Raw genomic sequence first — 14,100 nt, forward strand, 5'->3', positions numbered from 1 at the left:
GAAGGGGACCAGGGGTACCCGCGTGCCATGAATAGCGCATGGATGGAGATGGCCGCGGGCAGTGGCGCCGTCGGCATCGGGCTGGTCGTGGCGGGTGTGGTGGTCGTGGCCCTGCTGCTGGGGGCTTTCGTCCTCGGCGTGCGCGTCAAGCGCAGGGAGCTGCCCACGCCGCGCCCGGACGAGCAGCCGCGGCTGCCCGAGGGGGGCCCGGTCCGCGAGACGAGTGAGCGCCGCGAGCCCGAGGAGGTCCCCCGGAGCGACGAGCGCCTGACCCCGCACCAGCTGAAGGGTCACGGCACCATGAGCGACCGGACGAGCGCGTCGCAGGAGCGCCCGCGCTGGAACGAGGGCAGCAGCGGTTCGTTCGGCAGCGGCGGCCCGGGCGGCGGCTGACCCCGTGGCCGGCGGCCGGCGTGGCCGCGAAAACCCTGGCAGAAGGGCCCGTGCGTGTGCACGGGCCCTTCTGCCATGTCCGGGACCGGCAGCAGAGGCGTGAGGTGACGGCCGGGACCGGCGGACGAACACAGACGTGAGGTGGATCACAGGTTTCACGTGCATCGTGGAGCGGGGGCCAGCGTCTTTTGAGTGGTGTAGGGGGCCACTGAGACGCAGGACGGTGAGGATGGAGCAGGTTCGGGCGGACGGCTTCGACGAGTTCGCGGCCGCCCGTTGGTCGACGCTGCTCCATGTCGCGCGTCTGCTCACGGGGGGCGACCGGCAGCGTGCCGAGGATCTGGTGCAGGAGGCGTTGGTCAAGCTGTGGTTCGCCTGGCCGAAGATCGCCGACCAGGCTCCGGAGGCGTACGTCCGCACGGTGCTGGTACGGCTGGCGGCCCGCTCGGCGCGGCGGCGCTGGTGGGGGGAGCGTCCGGTGGAGCAGCTGCCCGACCGGGCCGGTCCGGTCGATGTGTCGTCCGCCGTCGCGGAGCGTTCGCGGCTGGAGGGGGCGCTGGCCCAGCTGTCGCCCAAGCAACGGGCGGCGGTGGTGCTGCGCTACTACGAGGACCTGCCCGAGGCCCAGGTCGCACAGGCTCTGGGCTGCCCGGTGGGCACCGCCCGGTCCCATGCGTCACGCGGAGTCGCACGGCTCCGCCAGATCCTGTCCGACGCCGTCAGGCCCATGACATGAAAGGAGAACCGATGGACGACTTCGAGCGGGACCTGTCGCGGCTGATGCGCGACACCCAGCAGCACACCCCCTACGAGCCCGAGCACCGGCAGCGGCTGCACGCGGGCATCAGGACCCGCCGCAGGTCGCGGTTGCTGTGGAAGGCGGGCGGCTCCGCCGTGGCGGTGGCCGGACTCAGTGTCGCGCTGGCCCTGCTGCCCAACCTGCTCACCCGCGCCCAGCCCGCCGATCCCCGGCCGCAGCCGGCGACGAGCCCTACGACCTCACCGGACAGCACGCCGACGACCGAGCCGTCGGCGACGAGCCCGACTCCGACCCTGCAGCCCGAGACGTCCCTGCCCGCGACCACCACCGGCGACATCACCCCCTCCGGGACGACGACCCCGCCTGCCGACCCCACGCCGACCGCCACGGCCTCCGAGAGCCGGACCGGCACGACGCCGCCCGCGCCGCCGCCCTCCCCGACACCGACGACGGCACCTCCGTCCGCACTGGACTCCGAGGAACCCTCCGCATCGGCCTACACCGAGTAGCCGCCTGAGCGGCCCTCCACGTCAGGGGCTCCTCGCCCCCCACCCTTCACCGCACCACCCGCCACGGGCGCCTTCGGCATGCCCGGAACCGGCGCTCGGGCCTGCCCCGCGCCAGAAAGAGACCGTGAGACAGCCATGCGCACCGTACGGCGGTCGGCCCTGATCGACCGCCCGATACCCGAGCCGTCCGCGCTGCCGCGCCGGGCGCCCCTGCCCGCGCACCACCCGGACCCCGTGCTGGACGTGGTCGTTCCCGTCTACAACGAGGAACACGACCTGGAGCCCTGCGTCCGGCGGCTGCACGCGCACCTCGGCGAGACCTTCCCCTACGCCTTCCGCATCACCATCGCCGACAACGCCAGCACCGACGGGACGCCGCGGATCGCCGCCCGGCTGGCCGCGGAACTGCCCGGCACGGACTTCATCCGGCTGGCGGAGAAGGGGCGGGGCCGTGCGCTGCACACCGCGTGGTCCCGTTCCCGCGCCCCGGTGCTCGCCTATCTGGACGTGGACCTGTCCACCGACCTCGCCGCGCTGCTGCCGCTGGTCGCGCCGCTGATCTCGGGCCACTCGGACATCGCCATCGGCACCCGCCTGGCCCGTGGCTCGCGGGTGGTGCGCGGACCGAAACGGGAGATCATCTCCCGCTGTTACAACGGGCTGCTGCGCGGCACGCTCGCCGTGGGCTTCTCCGACGCGCAGTGCGGGTTCAAGGCGGTGCGGCGGGATGTCGCCGAGCGGCTGCTGCCGCTGGTGGAGGACCGCGAGTGGTTCTTCGACACCGAGTTGCTGGTCATCGCCGAGCGCGCGGGGCTGCGTATCCACGAGGTGCCGGTGGACTGGGTGGACGACCCCGACAGCCGGGTCCACATCGTCTCCACGGCGCTGGCCGATCTGCGGGGCATGGCCAGGCTGGGCCGGGCCCTGGCCTGCGGCAGACTGCCGCTGTCCGCGCTGCGCCGCAGCGGCGGCGGCGAGCTCGACGAGGAACTGCCCGCAGGGCTGGCCCGGCAGGTGGTGCGCTTCGCCGCCGTCGGCGTCGCCAGCACCCTGTGCTACCTGCTGCTGTACACCGTGCTCCGGCCGGCGACGGGAGCGCAGGCCGCCAACGCGCTCGCCCTGCTCGCCAGCGCGGTCGCCAACACGGCGGCCAACCGGCGGCTCACCTTCGGCGTACGGGGCCGCGGCGGCGCGCTCCGCCACCACCTCAAGGGCCTCGCCGCCTTCCTGATCGGGCTGGCCCTGACCAGCGGTTCACTGGCCGTCCTGCACCACAGCGCGCCCGGGACCGGCCACCGGGTCGAGCTGCTGACGCTGATCGCCGCCAACCTGGCCGCGACGCTGCTGCGCTTCCTCCTCTTCCGGGCCTGGGTGTTCCCGGCCCGCCGCACGACAGGACCCTCCGCCCCATGAGCACCGTCCAGCTGCGTCGCCCACCCTCCGGCGTCGACCGCCCCGAACTGCCCCGGAAGCCACGGGAGTTGTGGCCGCGACTGCGCGCCGCCGCCGTCCGCCACGGGCCCGTGCTGCTGACGTACGGCGTGCTGAAACTGGCCGGCTTCGCCGTCTTCATGTACCTGCTGGACTCCGCGGGCGACTTCCGGAAGAAGAACCCGCGCTTCGGCGGTGGGGAGCACGCCTGGGACGTCCTGGCCAGCTGGGACGGCTGGTGGTACCAGCAGGTCGCCGAGCACGGGTACGACCCCGTCCTGAAACCGGTCCCGGGCGCGACGGGCATGATCACCCTGGAGGGCAATTCGGCGGCGTTCTTCCCGCTGTACCCGACGCTGATGCGGCTGGTGTCGGAGTGCACCGGGCTCGGCCTGTACGGCGCCGGCATGGTGGTCTCCGTCCTCGCCTCGTTCGCCGCCGCGCTCGGCATCTACGCCGTGACGAATCGCCTCGGCGGCCATCGGGCCGGTCTGGTCGCGGCCGGGCTGTGGGCGGTCTGGCCCGGCTCGGGCACGGAGTGGTCGGGCTACTCGGAGTCCCTCTACACGGCCCTCGCCGCGTGGGCCTGTCACGCCGTCATGACCCGTCGCTGGCTGACCGCGGGCCTGCTGACCTTCGCGGCCGGGCTCTGCCGGCCCACCGCGGTCGCGCTGGTGGCCGCCCTGGCCTTCTCCGCGGTCATGGCCCTGCGCCGGCGTGAGGACGGAGTTCGCCGCCCCCTGACCGCCGTGGCGATCGCGCCCCTGGGCCTGTTCGGCTACCTCGCCTGGGTCAACTACCGCATGGGCGACCTCAACGGCTACTCCAAGCTCCAGGACGGCGCCTGGGGCCACAAGTTCGACTGGGGAGTCCACTCGTTCAACGTGCTGACGTCCATTCCCGTCGGGCACTTCGACTACCTCTTCGCGATGCCCTTCGAGGACGTCATCGGCGTCTGCGTGGTGCTGATGGTGCCGGTGCTGACCGTGCTGCTGATACGCCTGCGGCCGCCTGCCGTGCTCGTCGTCTACACCGTCCTGTCGTACCTCATGGTGATGACGACCCAGCAGTACTTCGGCAACGTCTCGCGCTATCTCCTCCCGCTCTTCCCGCTGTTCGTCCCGCTCGCCCTCGCGATGCGGCGGCTCAGGTGGCCGTCCCTGACGACGGTCCTCGGGATGGCCGCGCTGGCTTCCGGGTCGTACGCGGGATACGTGCTCTTCGTGCTGGGGGTGCCGTAGAGCGACGCCGGCGACCGGTGAGATGGCACCGAAACATTCCCTTCACGCAGGAAGTATTTAGGGGTAACGACCGCTGCCTACCGTGCCTGCCTTGTCAGTCCCCAACCCGCAGCAAGGAGGCGTGGCATGAGCGCCGAGCCACGACTGGCCGAAGTCGCCGAGCCGGAACCCGCACAGCAGGCAGCGCCGGGCACGGACCAGGCCGTCAAGGAGACCCTCGAGGACTACACGCTCCGTTTCGCGCCGCGCAGTTACCGGCGCTGGACCCCGATGGTGGTGGCGACGACCGCGCTCGGCGGCATCGCCTACATGGCCGACTTCTCCATCGGGGCAGGCATCGGCCTGGCCCACGGCACCGGCAACGCGCTGCTCGCGATCGCCGTCGCCGCCGTCGTCATCTTCGTGACCGGATTCCCGCTGGCCTACTACGGTGCCCGCTACAACATCGACCTGGACCTGATCACCCGCGGTTCCGGGTTCGGCTACTTCGGCTCGGTCCTCACCAGCGTCATCTTCGCCAGTTTCACCTTCATCTTCTTCGCCCTCGAAGGCTCGATCATGGCGCAGGGCCTGAAGCTGGGCCTCGGACTGCCGCTCTGGCTCGGCTACTTGGTCTCCACACTGATGGTGATCCCCCTGGTGATCTACGGCATGACGGCGCTGAGCAAGCTGCAGGTGTGGACCACCCCGATCTGGCTGCTGCTGATGGTCGGCCCGCTGGTCTACCTGGTCGCCACCGACCCGGGAACCGTCGACCGCTTCCTCGCCTACGCGGGAACCGACGGGGACGGCGGCATCAACACCGCCTCCGTGCTGCTCGGCGCGGGCGTGTGCCTGTCACTGATCGCGCAGATCGGCGAGCAGATCGACTACCTGCGCTTCATGCCGCCCAAGACCGAGGCGAACAAGCGTAGTTGGTGGACGGCCGTGGTGATGGCCGGCCCGGGCTGGGTGGTGCTCGGCGCGCTGAAGCAGGCCATCGGCGTGTTCCTCGCGGTCTACATCATCGCCGAGGTCGGCGCCTCCGCCGCGCCCGAGCCGATCCAGCAGTTCAAGGGCGCCTTCGACGCGATGATGCCGTCGTGGCTCGTCGTCCCGCTGGCAGTGGTGCTGGTCGTGATCAGCCAGATCAAGATCAACGTGACGAACGCGTACTCGGGCTCGCTCGCCTGGACCAACTCCTTCACCCGGGTCACCCGGCGCTACCCGGGCCGGATGGTCTTCGTGCTGGTCAACCTGGGCTTCGCGCTGGCCCTGATGGAGGCCGACATGTTCAGCTTCCTCAACAGCATCCTGGGCTTCTACTCGAACTGCGCGATCGCCTGGGTGGTCACGGTGGCCACCGACATCGGCATCAACAAGTACGTGCTGAAGCTGTCCCCGCACGCCCCCGAGTTCCGCCGCGGCATGCTCTACGCCGTCAACCCCGTCGGGGTCGTCGCCTTCGTCGCCGCCTCGGGGCTGTCCATCGCCATGTACTTCCACGCCCTCGGCGACGCGCTCCAGCCGTACTCCCCCGTCGCCGCGGCCGTCATCGCCTTCGTCCTCACGCCGCTGATGGCCGTGATCACCAAGGGCCGGTACTACCTGCGCCGCACCGACGACGGCATCGCGGAGCCCCTGCTGGACGAGGACGGCAACCCCAGCGCCGTCGCCTACGAGTGCCATGTGTGCCGGCAGCAGTTCGAGCGGCCGGACGTGGCGGCCTGCCGCACGCACGACGCGGTCGTCTGCTCCCTGTGCCTGAGCACCGACAAGGTCGGCGACCACGTCCTGCCCGCCGGGGCCTGACCCGTGCGGCGGGAGCGCGGTCGGGCGCTCCCGCCGCACGGCACGTTCCAAGTCGGTCTCGGACGCGCGGTGCGGGCCCGGATGAGGGGGCGGCTCCGGCACCCGGGCGGCATACTGATCTTGCGCTGCGCAAGGATCAGGCCGACGGTCGGAAAGGGGATGACGGGACGTGACCACCGAAGAGCCGGACGGGCGGGGAGCTCCCCGCGAGCCGTACGGCGTTCCCCCGGTCCCCGACGAGGTGTGGCTGAGGTTCCTCACGGACAGCGAGTCCGCCATACGGCTCTCCGCCCCCAGGGAACCCTCCGCGAGGGAGCGGGCGGCGGGGCGGCAGCTCCAGCCCCCGCACGCCGTCGGTGACCTGTGGCAGCCAGAGGACCTGTGGGTCCGTGTGGCGTGGCGGGACCTGGACCGCCGGTCCAAGGTCCGGCGCGCCGGTCGGGTCGTCGCCACCGCGGCCGCGGTCGCCCTGGCGCTGGGGGCCTGGTCCCAGCTGTCCACCAGTGCGGGCACGGGCCACCGGCCCGGCGAGAACACGGTGCGGCAGGTCGAGGGGGCCACGGCACGGCTGCCCACTGCCACGCCCGTCCCCTCCGCGTCCCCGGTCGCGCTGCCGTCCCGGTAGCGCACGGCTGTCCTCCCCCGTGCCTCGGCAGCCGGAGCCGCTGCTGACGGGCACGGCGTGAACACCGGTGTGCCTGCGCCCAGTTGTGCTGTTACCGAATGCGCACAGACCGGAGTGAACGACGCCCGGCCGGGCGTCATCTCCTGGGGTGCGGCGAAACAGCCGACGCGTCCGGTCGCCCCGCGGGAGCAGGGAAACAGGCCGCGCGCTGACAGACCATGGGGGAGCTTTCAACATGACCACGCACCGCGCCCGCCGTACCGCCCGTTCCGCCGCCCTGGCCGCCGTCACCGCCGCGGTGGCGCTGGGCCTGACCGCCTGCGGCGGCGCCGACGACGGCTCGAAGGCGGCGGGCGGCGACCGCGCCGCCGGTACCGCGCAGAGCCGGCCCGTGTCCGACGGGGACGGCAAGGACAGCGCGGAGCAGACCGACGGCGGTGGTGACACCAAGGAGCGGGCGCGACCGTCGACCGCATCGGGCGGGGCGGACCAGGTCGCGAGCAAGGGCACCACGGCCGGCGCCCAGCAGTGCCGCGGAGACGAGATGCTGCTCACCGCAGTGCACCGGTTCGCCGGTCAGCAGGGTGACCACCTGCTGGTCACCGCGTCGAACGAGGCCACCAAGCCGTGCTGGGTCACCTCGTACCCGGCCGTGAAGCTCGGCGGCGACGTCGACGTCGCCGCACTGCCGCACTCGAACAAGGACAAGCCGGGCGGCGACCAGCACATCACGCTGCAGCCCGGAGCCAGGGTGTACAGCGCGGTGAACCTCTTCGCCTACGGCTCGCAGAACCACACGGCGCAGTCTTTCGCCATCGCGCTGCGCGGCGATGACGGTCGCAACGGCCCTCTCTACTCCGTCGACCTCAAGGGCGAGAAGCCGCAGTTCAGCTGGAAGGAGGCCGACGTGCTGAACTGGAGCACGGAGAAGCCGTACGACTTCTGACGGACCGCCGACCGGCGACGCGTCACCGCCTTCCGAGCGGTCAGGAATCGCGGGACAGCCTTTGAGTGACCCGCCCCTGATGGGCCCGGCCCGCGATCGGTCCCTCACCAATCAAGACCGGTCACGAGTCGGCCAGTTAGGGTCAGAGGCATGACGACATCCCTTGCCGGCAGTGCCTTCGACTCGCTCCGTCTCGACGCCGTGCCCGACCAGGACACGTTGCGCCGGGTCTACGAACTGCCCGCGGACACGGCCATGCGCAAGCAGATGACCGAACTCACCGAGCAGACCCGGCGGTTGATCGGCTGCGCGTCGCTGGTCCTGGTCGCCAGCGCGGACGCCGAGGGCAACTGTGACGTTTCCCCGCGCGGCGGCCCCGCCGGGTTCGTCGCCGTCCTGGACGCACGGACGGTGGCGATACCGGACGCGACCGGCAACAAGCGTCTGGACACCTGGCAGAACGTCATCGCCACCGGGCGGGCCGGGCTGCTGTTCGTCATCCCGGGGCGCACCACGACGCTCCGGGTGAACGGCCGGGCCTGCGTCTCCACCCGCCCGGAGTTGCTGTCGCAGCTGACCGCCGTGGGCAAACCTCCGGCCAGTGCGCTGGTGCTGGGGATCGAGGAGGTCTACCCGCACTGCCCCAAGTCGCTGCTGCGCAGCGGGGCCTGGAAGCCGGAGCAGTGGCTTCCGGCGGACGCCCAGCCGACCTCGGCCGAGGTGACGCTGGCCCAGCTGCGGATGCCGGAGCTGACGATCGAGGCTATCGAGCAGGCGGAGGCGGATTCGCTGAAGTACCGGTACGAGTGAGGAGCCGCCCTGCGGTCGTTGGATCACCAGCCCGTCGAACCGCGAGGCCCGTCCGCCCCGAGATCGATCTCGGGGCGGACCCGTCAGCCCGTCTTCCAGCCCCTTCTCGTGTCGATCCGCTCCCACTCGGCGTCCCACTGGGCCATGCGCCGCCGGTCGAGGACCAGGCGGGTCAGCCAGGTGCCTCCCAGTACCGCGCTGCCCGCGAAGACCCCGGCGAGCGCACCGCCCATGGCGGTGTGCAGCCAGGCCTCGGCGCTGGACACCGGCGGCGTCGTGAGGTCACCGCTCCGATTCACCCACACGGAGAGGGTGCTCCCGGCAGGGGCCCTGGGTGGTACCCGGGCCTCGTCCCGGTGGGTCGAGCCGTCCGGCGCGGTCCACCGCACCTTGCCCCACACCCGGTGGTCGCTCGCCGCGCCGGCCGATGCCGGGCCGGGCGCGTCCTTGACGACCACCGCCGGGACCTGGCGGCTCTCGGCCCGCTGCCGTTCGACGGCCTGCTCGACCGTGCCCGCCGCCACCAGCCCGGCGACCACCCCGCCCACCAGGGCGAGCACCCACCCGGCCAGCACGACCCAGGCTTCGACGACGTCGACGCGCCGTTTGAGCACGTTGCGACGCCACCGCCACCACCGCACGGTCATGCGCTCTGACGTTTTCATGGGCCGACACCCCCTCGTGAGCACCGGCAGCACCCTTCCAGTGTGCGCCTGACAGCCGGGAACGCTCGCCGATCAACGCCGGCGGTTCGTTCCGGGGGCGTGAGGACGTGGCTCAGACGGGAGAGGCCTCGATCCGTACCCGGTCGCTCCCGTCGCCGGAGAGGAAGGAGGCCATCGCCCGTCCCTCCTCGGCGACACTCGTGCGGTCGGTCCGGGAGAAGCGGCGCAGCGGGGTGACGAGCACCGTGTCCGTCTCGACGGTCCAGGTCGCGGCCACCCTGCCGTCGACCAGGACGACGCGTTCGCCGGCCACGGACAGAGGGCGGTGGTCGTCGTCGATGATCCGGCTGCGGTCCTGGTAGCCGAGGATCGCGTTGTCGAACGCCGGCAGGAACCGTACGGGTGCCGGGGTGTCGGGGTCGGGGCGGGGCGCGTCGGGGAGGTCGAGCAGTTCGCGGCCGCGCTCGTCGCGGAAGGCGACGAGTTCCCCGCGCACGGCGGAGACCGCGCCGGGCAGCCCGGCGAGACCGCACCAGGCTCGCAGGTCGGCCGAGGCGGCCGGGCCGTAGGCCGTCAGGTAGCGCCGTACCAGGGCCTGGCCCACGGGGTCGGAGCCGTCCGGGGCGGGCGGGTCGATGTCGCGTCCCAGCCAGGAGGAGATCAGTGCGTAGCGCACTCCCGCCTTCGTGCGCCACAGGCCGCGCGGCGGCAGTTGGACGGTGGGGAGAAGGGCCGCGACCAGCATCTCGCCCAGGGGCCGGGCCCCGCCTCGGGCCAGCGGTCGACGACGGCTCGCGCGAGTTCGGGCATGGAGCGGGGTTCACCGTCGGCCAGGACCTCCCGGCCCGCCGCGGCGAGTTCACCGGGGCCGACCCCGTGGAGCTCACGCCGGTAGACCCCGAGGACCCGCCGGCGCAGCATGCCGTCGTGGCGGGCGCGCCAGGCCACGGCATCGTCGCTGGTGACGAGGTGGACGGTGCGGCGCATGAGGTGGGTGCGCACGACCTGCCGCCCGGTCAGCAGGTCCGACAGCTCCGCCGGGTCGAACGCCCGCAGCCGCGACCAGAGCCCGAGGAACGGCTCCTGCGGTTCCTGCGCCTGCAGACCGCACAGGTGCGCGACGGCGTCGAGGACCGGCAGGCCGGCTCGTTCGAGGAGCAGTTGCCGGGCGAGGGTGGCGCGGTTCAGCGCCCGGGCGTCGAGCACGGTCATCGGAGCACCTCGGCCTTCGGGTGGTGTGCCGACCCGTGGTCCAGGTGTCCGGGCGGCTTGCGCGCTCACGGTCGCACGGGATGCGGTCAGGTCGTGACCGCATGGGGGTCGGCGGGGCTTGGCGCGCGTCTGTCACCCAGGCTGGGTGACTCCCCCCGCTCACCTGAGTAGGAACACTCATGTCGGCGTCGTGGTCCGCTCGAATACTGGGCGCATGAGACGACCTTCCGAGCTGGTCAGCACCGCCACCGCCCACACCCTGCGCCGCTCGCGCATGACACTCATGACGGCAGTGGTCGCCACCGTGGGACTCACCGCGTGCGGCACCGAGAGCGCCGGCACCGACGCCGGCTTGAAGGCAGGCGGCGCCGAGGACCGGCCCGGTACGGCCTTCTCGAAGATGCTCGACGAGGTCGCGGAGACCTGCCCCGCCGACGGCCCGCCGCAGGCGCCCCCGACCGGGCCTCAGAACCCCCAGCCGCCCGGTGCGCAGGAGACACCGCCGAGCGACGCGGTCGAGCCGATCGCCCCCACGGCCGGGCCGGAGGTGGAGCTGAACGCCCGCGACTGGTGCGCGGGGCACCTCCATGAGGAGCGCGTGACCCAGGCACTCTGGGATCTGAAGAACCCATCGCCCGCCGACGTCCGAACGATCCTGAACGATCTCGGCTACATCGACGAGCGCATCCACGGCCTTCGGAAGTCGGGCACGGCCACACGGTTCTCCCTCGACCTGCGCGACCGCGGCGGACGGCTCTGCATGGCCGGCTCCGCGGCCGGCACCAGGACGGTCGTGGACATGTGCGTGGCTCCCGCGACCGGCCCGTTCAAGCCGGGGCGACGGAAGCAGTGATGCCGCCAAGGCTCCACCGATGAGTTTGCGGTGTTCGCGCGGTCCACCCGTCGACACGAAGGGAGCGCACCATGCGCAAGATCATCGTTTGCACGTTCCTGTCGCTGGACGGCGTCATGCAGGCACCCGGCGGTCCGGACGAGGACGCCGAGAGCGGCTTCGAGCACGGCGGCTGGCAGAAGCCGGTGTCCGACGACGAGGTCGGCGCGGCCATCGCCGGCTGGTACGAGCCCTCCGACGCGATGCTGCTCGGCCGCAAGACGTACGACATCTTCGCGGCGTACTGGCCGACCGCCGATCCCGGCAACCCGTTCACCGAGCGGATGAACAGCATGCGCAAGTACGTGGCGTCCCGGACCCTGACGTCCCTGGAGTGGGAGAACTCCACGCTGCTGGAGGGCGACGTCGCCGACGCCGTGCGCGAACTGAAGGCGTCCGACGGCGGTGACATCAACGTCGTCGGCAGCGGCGACCTCGCCCAGACGCTGATGCGGCACGACCTCGTCGACGAGTACCGGCTGACCATCCATCCGGTGATCATCGGCACCGGCAAGCGGCTGTTCGCCGACGGAGCCGTCCCCACCGCGCTGGAGCCGGTCAGTGTCTCGACGACGAAGAGCGGCACCGTCGTCGGCGTCTACCGGCCGACCGGCAAGCCCGGCTACGACAGCTACTGAGTGCTGTCCACGAGTCCCCGGCGTTGCCACTCCTCCGCCAGGAGCCGGTAGGAGCGCACCCGGTCGGCGTGGTCGTGCGTGATGGTCGTGATGATCAGCTCGTCGGCGCCGGTGGCCTCCCGCAGTTGTTCGAGCCGGTCGGCGACGCGTCCGGGCGAGCCCACGAACTGGGTGTCGACGCGGTCGGCGACCAGGGCACGGTCCCGCTCGGTCCAGGGGTGGGCACGGGCCTGCTCGGGGGTGGGGAAAGGGATCGCGCCCTCGGCGGTGCGGATGCTGCGGACCCACGGGCCGTAGCCGGTGGCCAGTTCGCGGGCGGTCGCGTCGTCCTCGGCGACGACGACGTCGGCGGAGACGCTGACGTAGGGCTTGTCGAGGTGGTCGGACGGCTGGAACGCGGCCCGGTAGCCCTCGGCCGCTTCGAGGACGGTGGCCGGGCTGACGTGGTAGTTGGCGGTGAAGCGCAGCCCGTTGCGACCGGCGACCTCGGCGCTCTCCCCGCCGCTGCTGCCGAGGATCCACACCTGGACGTCGGCGCCCTCGCCGGGGACCGCGTGGGCTTCGACTCCGTCCGCCGAGCGGTAGTCGCCGCGCAGCAGGGCGAGGATGTCGTCGACCTGCTCGCCGTAGTCCTGGTGCCGGGCGCCCGGCTGCTGCAACAGCTGTTGCTGGAGTTGGAGGCGGGGTGAGCCGCGCAGGTGGTCGAATGAGAAGCGTGGCGGGATCCTGAGGCCGTTGGGGGTACGGCCGTCGACGACGGGGGTCGTGGTCGGCCGGGGCCCCGTCGGCTGCCCGGGGGGACGTCCGCCGGAGCGGCCGAGGCCCAGGTCGAGGCGCCCGGGGTGCAGGGCGTCGATCAGGCCGAACTCCTCGACGGTGGACAGGGCGGTGCGGTGGCCGAGTTGCACGGCGCCCGAGCCGATCCGGATGGTGGAGGTCGCGGAGGCGGTCAGGGCCAGCACGACGGCGGGTGAGGTTCCGGCGACGCCCGGGTTGAGGTGGTGCTCGGCGAACCAGTAGCGGCTGTAGCCGAACTGCTCGGTCTGCCGTGCGAGGTCGAGGGTGTTGCGCAGCGCGTCGGCGGCGGTGGCGCCGGACGGGATCGGGACGAGGTCGAGGACTCCGAGGGGAATGGCGGACATGGTCGGTGCTCCTCAGCGGACGGAAGGGGATCGGTGGTGAGGGTCAGCTGCCGGTCTTCGGCAGGCCGGGCGGATTGATCTCCGACTTCCGCACGGCCTCGCCGGACAGGCCCCAGCGCTCCAGGACCTTCGCGTACGTCCCGTTCTCGATGACGTGGTCGAGCGCGGCGGCGAGCGGCTTCACCAGGCCGCTGTCCTTCTGGGTGGTGGCCGCGATGAGGCCTTGGAGGCGGGCGCCCGCACCGGAGTGGGTGCCGACGATCTCGGTCCTGCCGGTGGTGGCCGCGTGGTAGGCGGCGGTGGGGTTGGGGCCGAGGTAGAGGTCGATCCGGCCGGACTGGAGGGCGAGGTAGGTGTCGCTGTCGCTCTGGTAGTACTTGATGTCCACCGGCTCGCGGCCGGCCTGCTCGTTCTCCTTGGACCACTCGACCAGCAGCTTCTCCTGGTTGGTGCCGCTGCCGACGGCGACGGTCCGGCCCGCCACGTCCTCGGGGCCGTCGACCTTCAGGCCACTTCCCTTCTTCGCCTCGAAGGCGAGGTTGTCCTCGCGGTAGGTGGCGAAGTCGTACTTCTCCTTGCGTTCCTCGGTGACGGTGATGTTGCTGAAGCCGACGTCGTACTTGCCGCTGTCCAGGCCGACGAAGATGTTCTCCCAGGAGACCGGGTTGAGGTGCGGCTTCAGGCCGAGCACATCGGCGACCAGGTGTGCGAGGTCGGGCTCGACGCCGATGACGGTGGTGTTGTCGGTGGCGTGGAAGGTGAGCGGTGCGGCGGACCCGGAGGAGTCGACGATCTCAAGGGTGCCTCTCTTGCGGATCCTCTCGGGGACCTCGGCGGCTATGGAGGCGACCTTGCCGGTGGTGATCCTGTTCTGGTCGGGACTGATGTTGATCCTGGTCTTCTTGCCGGGCGTGGCCGCGACCTCGGTCGTGCCGCCGTCGGTGGGGTTGGCGCAGCCGGCGAGGACGAGAGCGGCGGACAGACCGAGCGCTGCCGCGACGGTGGTACGGCGGGCGGCGAGTGGGGTGGTCACGAGGATGCTCCT

General features: G+C 71.9%; 14 protein-coding genes and 1 pseudogene. 11 read left to right on the forward strand and 4 right to left on the reverse strand.

What is annotated here, in order from left to right; all coding sequences use genetic code 11:
* Positions 1 to 27 precede the first annotated feature (27 nt).
* From IE153_RS24220 to IE153_RS24260, 9 genes are all read left to right on the forward strand, one after another.
* Positions 28 to 393, forward strand: coding sequence for a DUF6479 family protein (locus IE153_RS24220; RefSeq protein ID WP_189591923.1), 366 nt, complete (start codon positions 28 to 30; stop codon positions 391 to 393).
* 229 nt (positions 394 to 622) lie between these two features.
* Positions 623 to 1,129 carry a SigE family RNA polymerase sigma factor gene (locus tag IE153_RS24225; protein WP_189591924.1) on the forward strand — a complete coding sequence of 169 codons (507 nt, stop codon included), beginning with the start codon at positions 623 to 625 and terminating at the stop codon, positions 1,127 to 1,129.
* Between the two features lie 11 nt (positions 1,130 to 1,140).
* A complete protein-coding gene (locus tag IE153_RS24230; protein WP_189591925.1) occupies positions 1,141 to 1,662 on the forward strand; it encodes a cellulase in 522 nt (173 codons plus the stop codon).
* A 135-nt stretch (positions 1,663 to 1,797) separates the two neighbouring features.
* Positions 1,798 to 3,075 carry a bifunctional glycosyltransferase family 2/GtrA family protein gene (locus IE153_RS24235; RefSeq protein ID WP_189591926.1) on the forward strand — a complete coding sequence of 426 codons (1,278 nt, stop codon included), beginning with the start codon at positions 1,798 to 1,800 and terminating at the stop codon, positions 3,073 to 3,075.
* Positions 3,072 to 4,334 (forward strand): glycosyltransferase family 39 protein, encoded by a 1,263-nt coding sequence (locus IE153_RS24240; RefSeq protein WP_229829141.1) that lies wholly within the window; start codon positions 3,072 to 3,074, stop codon positions 4,332 to 4,334. Before IE153_RS24235 ends, IE153_RS24240 begins: the two co-directional genes overlap by 4 nt.
* 126 nt (positions 4,335 to 4,460) lie before the next feature.
* A complete protein-coding gene (locus tag IE153_RS24245; RefSeq protein WP_189591927.1) occupies positions 4,461 to 6,125 on the forward strand; it encodes a purine-cytosine permease family protein in 1,665 nt (554 codons plus the stop codon).
* A 169-nt stretch (positions 6,126 to 6,294) separates the two neighbouring features.
* Entirely contained in the window at positions 6,295 to 6,750 is a 456-nt protein-coding gene (locus IE153_RS24250; protein WP_189591928.1) for a hypothetical protein, read from the forward strand.
* Positions 6,751 to 6,985: 235 nt separating this feature from the next.
* Positions 6,986 to 7,696, forward strand: a complete 711-nt coding sequence (locus IE153_RS24255) for a DUF4232 domain-containing protein (RefSeq protein ID WP_189591929.1) — start codon at positions 6,986 to 6,988, stop codon at positions 7,694 to 7,696.
* A gap of 150 nt (positions 7,697 to 7,846) precedes the next feature.
* Positions 7,847 to 8,506 carry an MSMEG_1061 family FMN-dependent PPOX-type flavoprotein gene (locus IE153_RS24260; protein ID WP_189591930.1) on the forward strand — a complete coding sequence of 220 codons (660 nt, stop codon included), beginning with the start codon at positions 7,847 to 7,849 and terminating at the stop codon, positions 8,504 to 8,506.
* Positions 8,507 to 8,589: 83 nt separating this feature from the next.
* Here the strand turns inward: IE153_RS24260 and IE153_RS24265 are convergent, their stop codons facing one another.
* Both IE153_RS24265 and IE153_RS24270 read right to left on the reverse strand, forming a co-directional pair.
* The gene (locus tag IE153_RS24265) at positions 8,590 to 9,171 is read right to left on the reverse strand and encodes an Rv1733c family protein (protein WP_229829142.1); all 582 of its coding nucleotides are present in this window, start codon (positions 9,169 to 9,171) and stop codon (positions 8,590 to 8,592) included.
* Positions 9,172 to 9,283: 112 nt separating this feature from the next.
* A pseudogene (locus IE153_RS24270) lies at positions 9,284 to 10,383 on the reverse strand (winged helix DNA-binding domain-containing protein).
* Positions 10,384 to 10,597: 214 nt separating this feature from the next.
* On the opposite strand from IE153_RS24270, the gene IE153_RS41760 reads away from it, so the two are divergent.
* Both IE153_RS41760 and IE153_RS24280 read left to right on the forward strand, forming a co-directional pair.
* A complete protein-coding gene (locus tag IE153_RS41760) occupies positions 10,598 to 11,236 on the forward strand; it encodes a hypothetical protein (protein WP_229829143.1) in 639 nt (212 codons plus the stop codon).
* Positions 11,237 to 11,307: 71 nt separating this feature from the next.
* Positions 11,308 to 11,913 carry a dihydrofolate reductase family protein gene (locus tag IE153_RS24280; RefSeq protein WP_189591931.1) on the forward strand — a complete coding sequence of 202 codons (606 nt, stop codon included), beginning with the start codon at positions 11,308 to 11,310 and terminating at the stop codon, positions 11,911 to 11,913.
* On the opposite strand, the gene IE153_RS24285 is transcribed toward IE153_RS24280, so the two are convergent.
* Positions 11,907 to 13,055: an LLM class flavin-dependent oxidoreductase gene (locus tag IE153_RS24285; RefSeq protein ID WP_189591932.1), complete on the reverse strand. Its 1,149-nt coding sequence runs from the start codon at positions 13,053 to 13,055 to the stop codon at positions 11,907 to 11,909. The genes IE153_RS24280 and IE153_RS24285 overlap by 7 nt on opposite strands.
* Positions 13,056 to 13,098: 43 nt before the next feature.
* A complete protein-coding gene (locus IE153_RS24290; RefSeq protein WP_189591933.1) occupies positions 13,099 to 14,088 on the reverse strand; it encodes an ABC transporter substrate-binding protein in 990 nt (329 codons plus the stop codon).
* Positions 14,089 to 14,100 lie beyond the last annotated feature (12 nt).

The organism is Streptomyces massasporeus (genome assembly GCF_014648995.1).
Classification (GTDB): domain Bacteria; phylum Actinomycetota; class Actinomycetes; order Streptomycetales; family Streptomycetaceae; genus Streptomyces; species Streptomyces massasporeus.

Excerpts from the sequence above, each read along its gene's own strand:
- IE153_RS24220 (WP_189591923.1), top strand. The coding sequence starts at position 28 with ATGAATAGCGCATGGATGGAGATGGCCGCGGGCAGTGGCGCCGTCGGC.
- IE153_RS24225 (WP_189591924.1), top strand. The coding sequence starts at position 623 with ATGGAGCAGGTTCGGGCGGACGGCTTCGACGAGTTCGCGGCCGCCCGT.
- IE153_RS24230 (WP_189591925.1), top strand. The coding sequence starts at position 1,141 with ATGGACGACTTCGAGCGGGACCTGTCGCGGCTGATGCGCGACACCCAG.
- IE153_RS24235 (WP_189591926.1), top strand. The coding sequence starts at position 1,798 with ATGCGCACCGTACGGCGGTCGGCCCTGATCGACCGCCCGATACCCGAG.
- IE153_RS24240 (WP_229829141.1), top strand. The coding sequence starts at position 3,072 with ATGAGCACCGTCCAGCTGCGTCGCCCACCCTCCGGCGTCGACCGCCCC.
- IE153_RS24245 (WP_189591927.1), top strand. The coding sequence starts at position 4,461 with ATGAGCGCCGAGCCACGACTGGCCGAAGTCGCCGAGCCGGAACCCGCA.
- IE153_RS24255 (WP_189591929.1), top strand. The coding sequence starts at position 6,986 with ATGACCACGCACCGCGCCCGCCGTACCGCCCGTTCCGCCGCCCTGGCC.
- IE153_RS24260 (WP_189591930.1), top strand. The coding sequence starts at position 7,847 with ATGACGACATCCCTTGCCGGCAGTGCCTTCGACTCGCTCCGTCTCGAC.
- IE153_RS24265 (WP_229829142.1), bottom strand. The coding sequence starts at position 9,171 with ATGAAAACGTCAGAGCGCATGACCGTGCGGTGGTGGCGGTGGCGTCGC.
- IE153_RS41760 (WP_229829143.1), top strand. The coding sequence starts at position 10,598 with ATGAGACGACCTTCCGAGCTGGTCAGCACCGCCACCGCCCACACCCTG.
- IE153_RS24280 (WP_189591931.1), top strand. The coding sequence starts at position 11,308 with ATGCGCAAGATCATCGTTTGCACGTTCCTGTCGCTGGACGGCGTCATG.
- IE153_RS24285 (WP_189591932.1), bottom strand. The coding sequence starts at position 13,055 with ATGTCCGCCATTCCCCTCGGAGTCCTCGACCTCGTCCCGATCCCGTCC.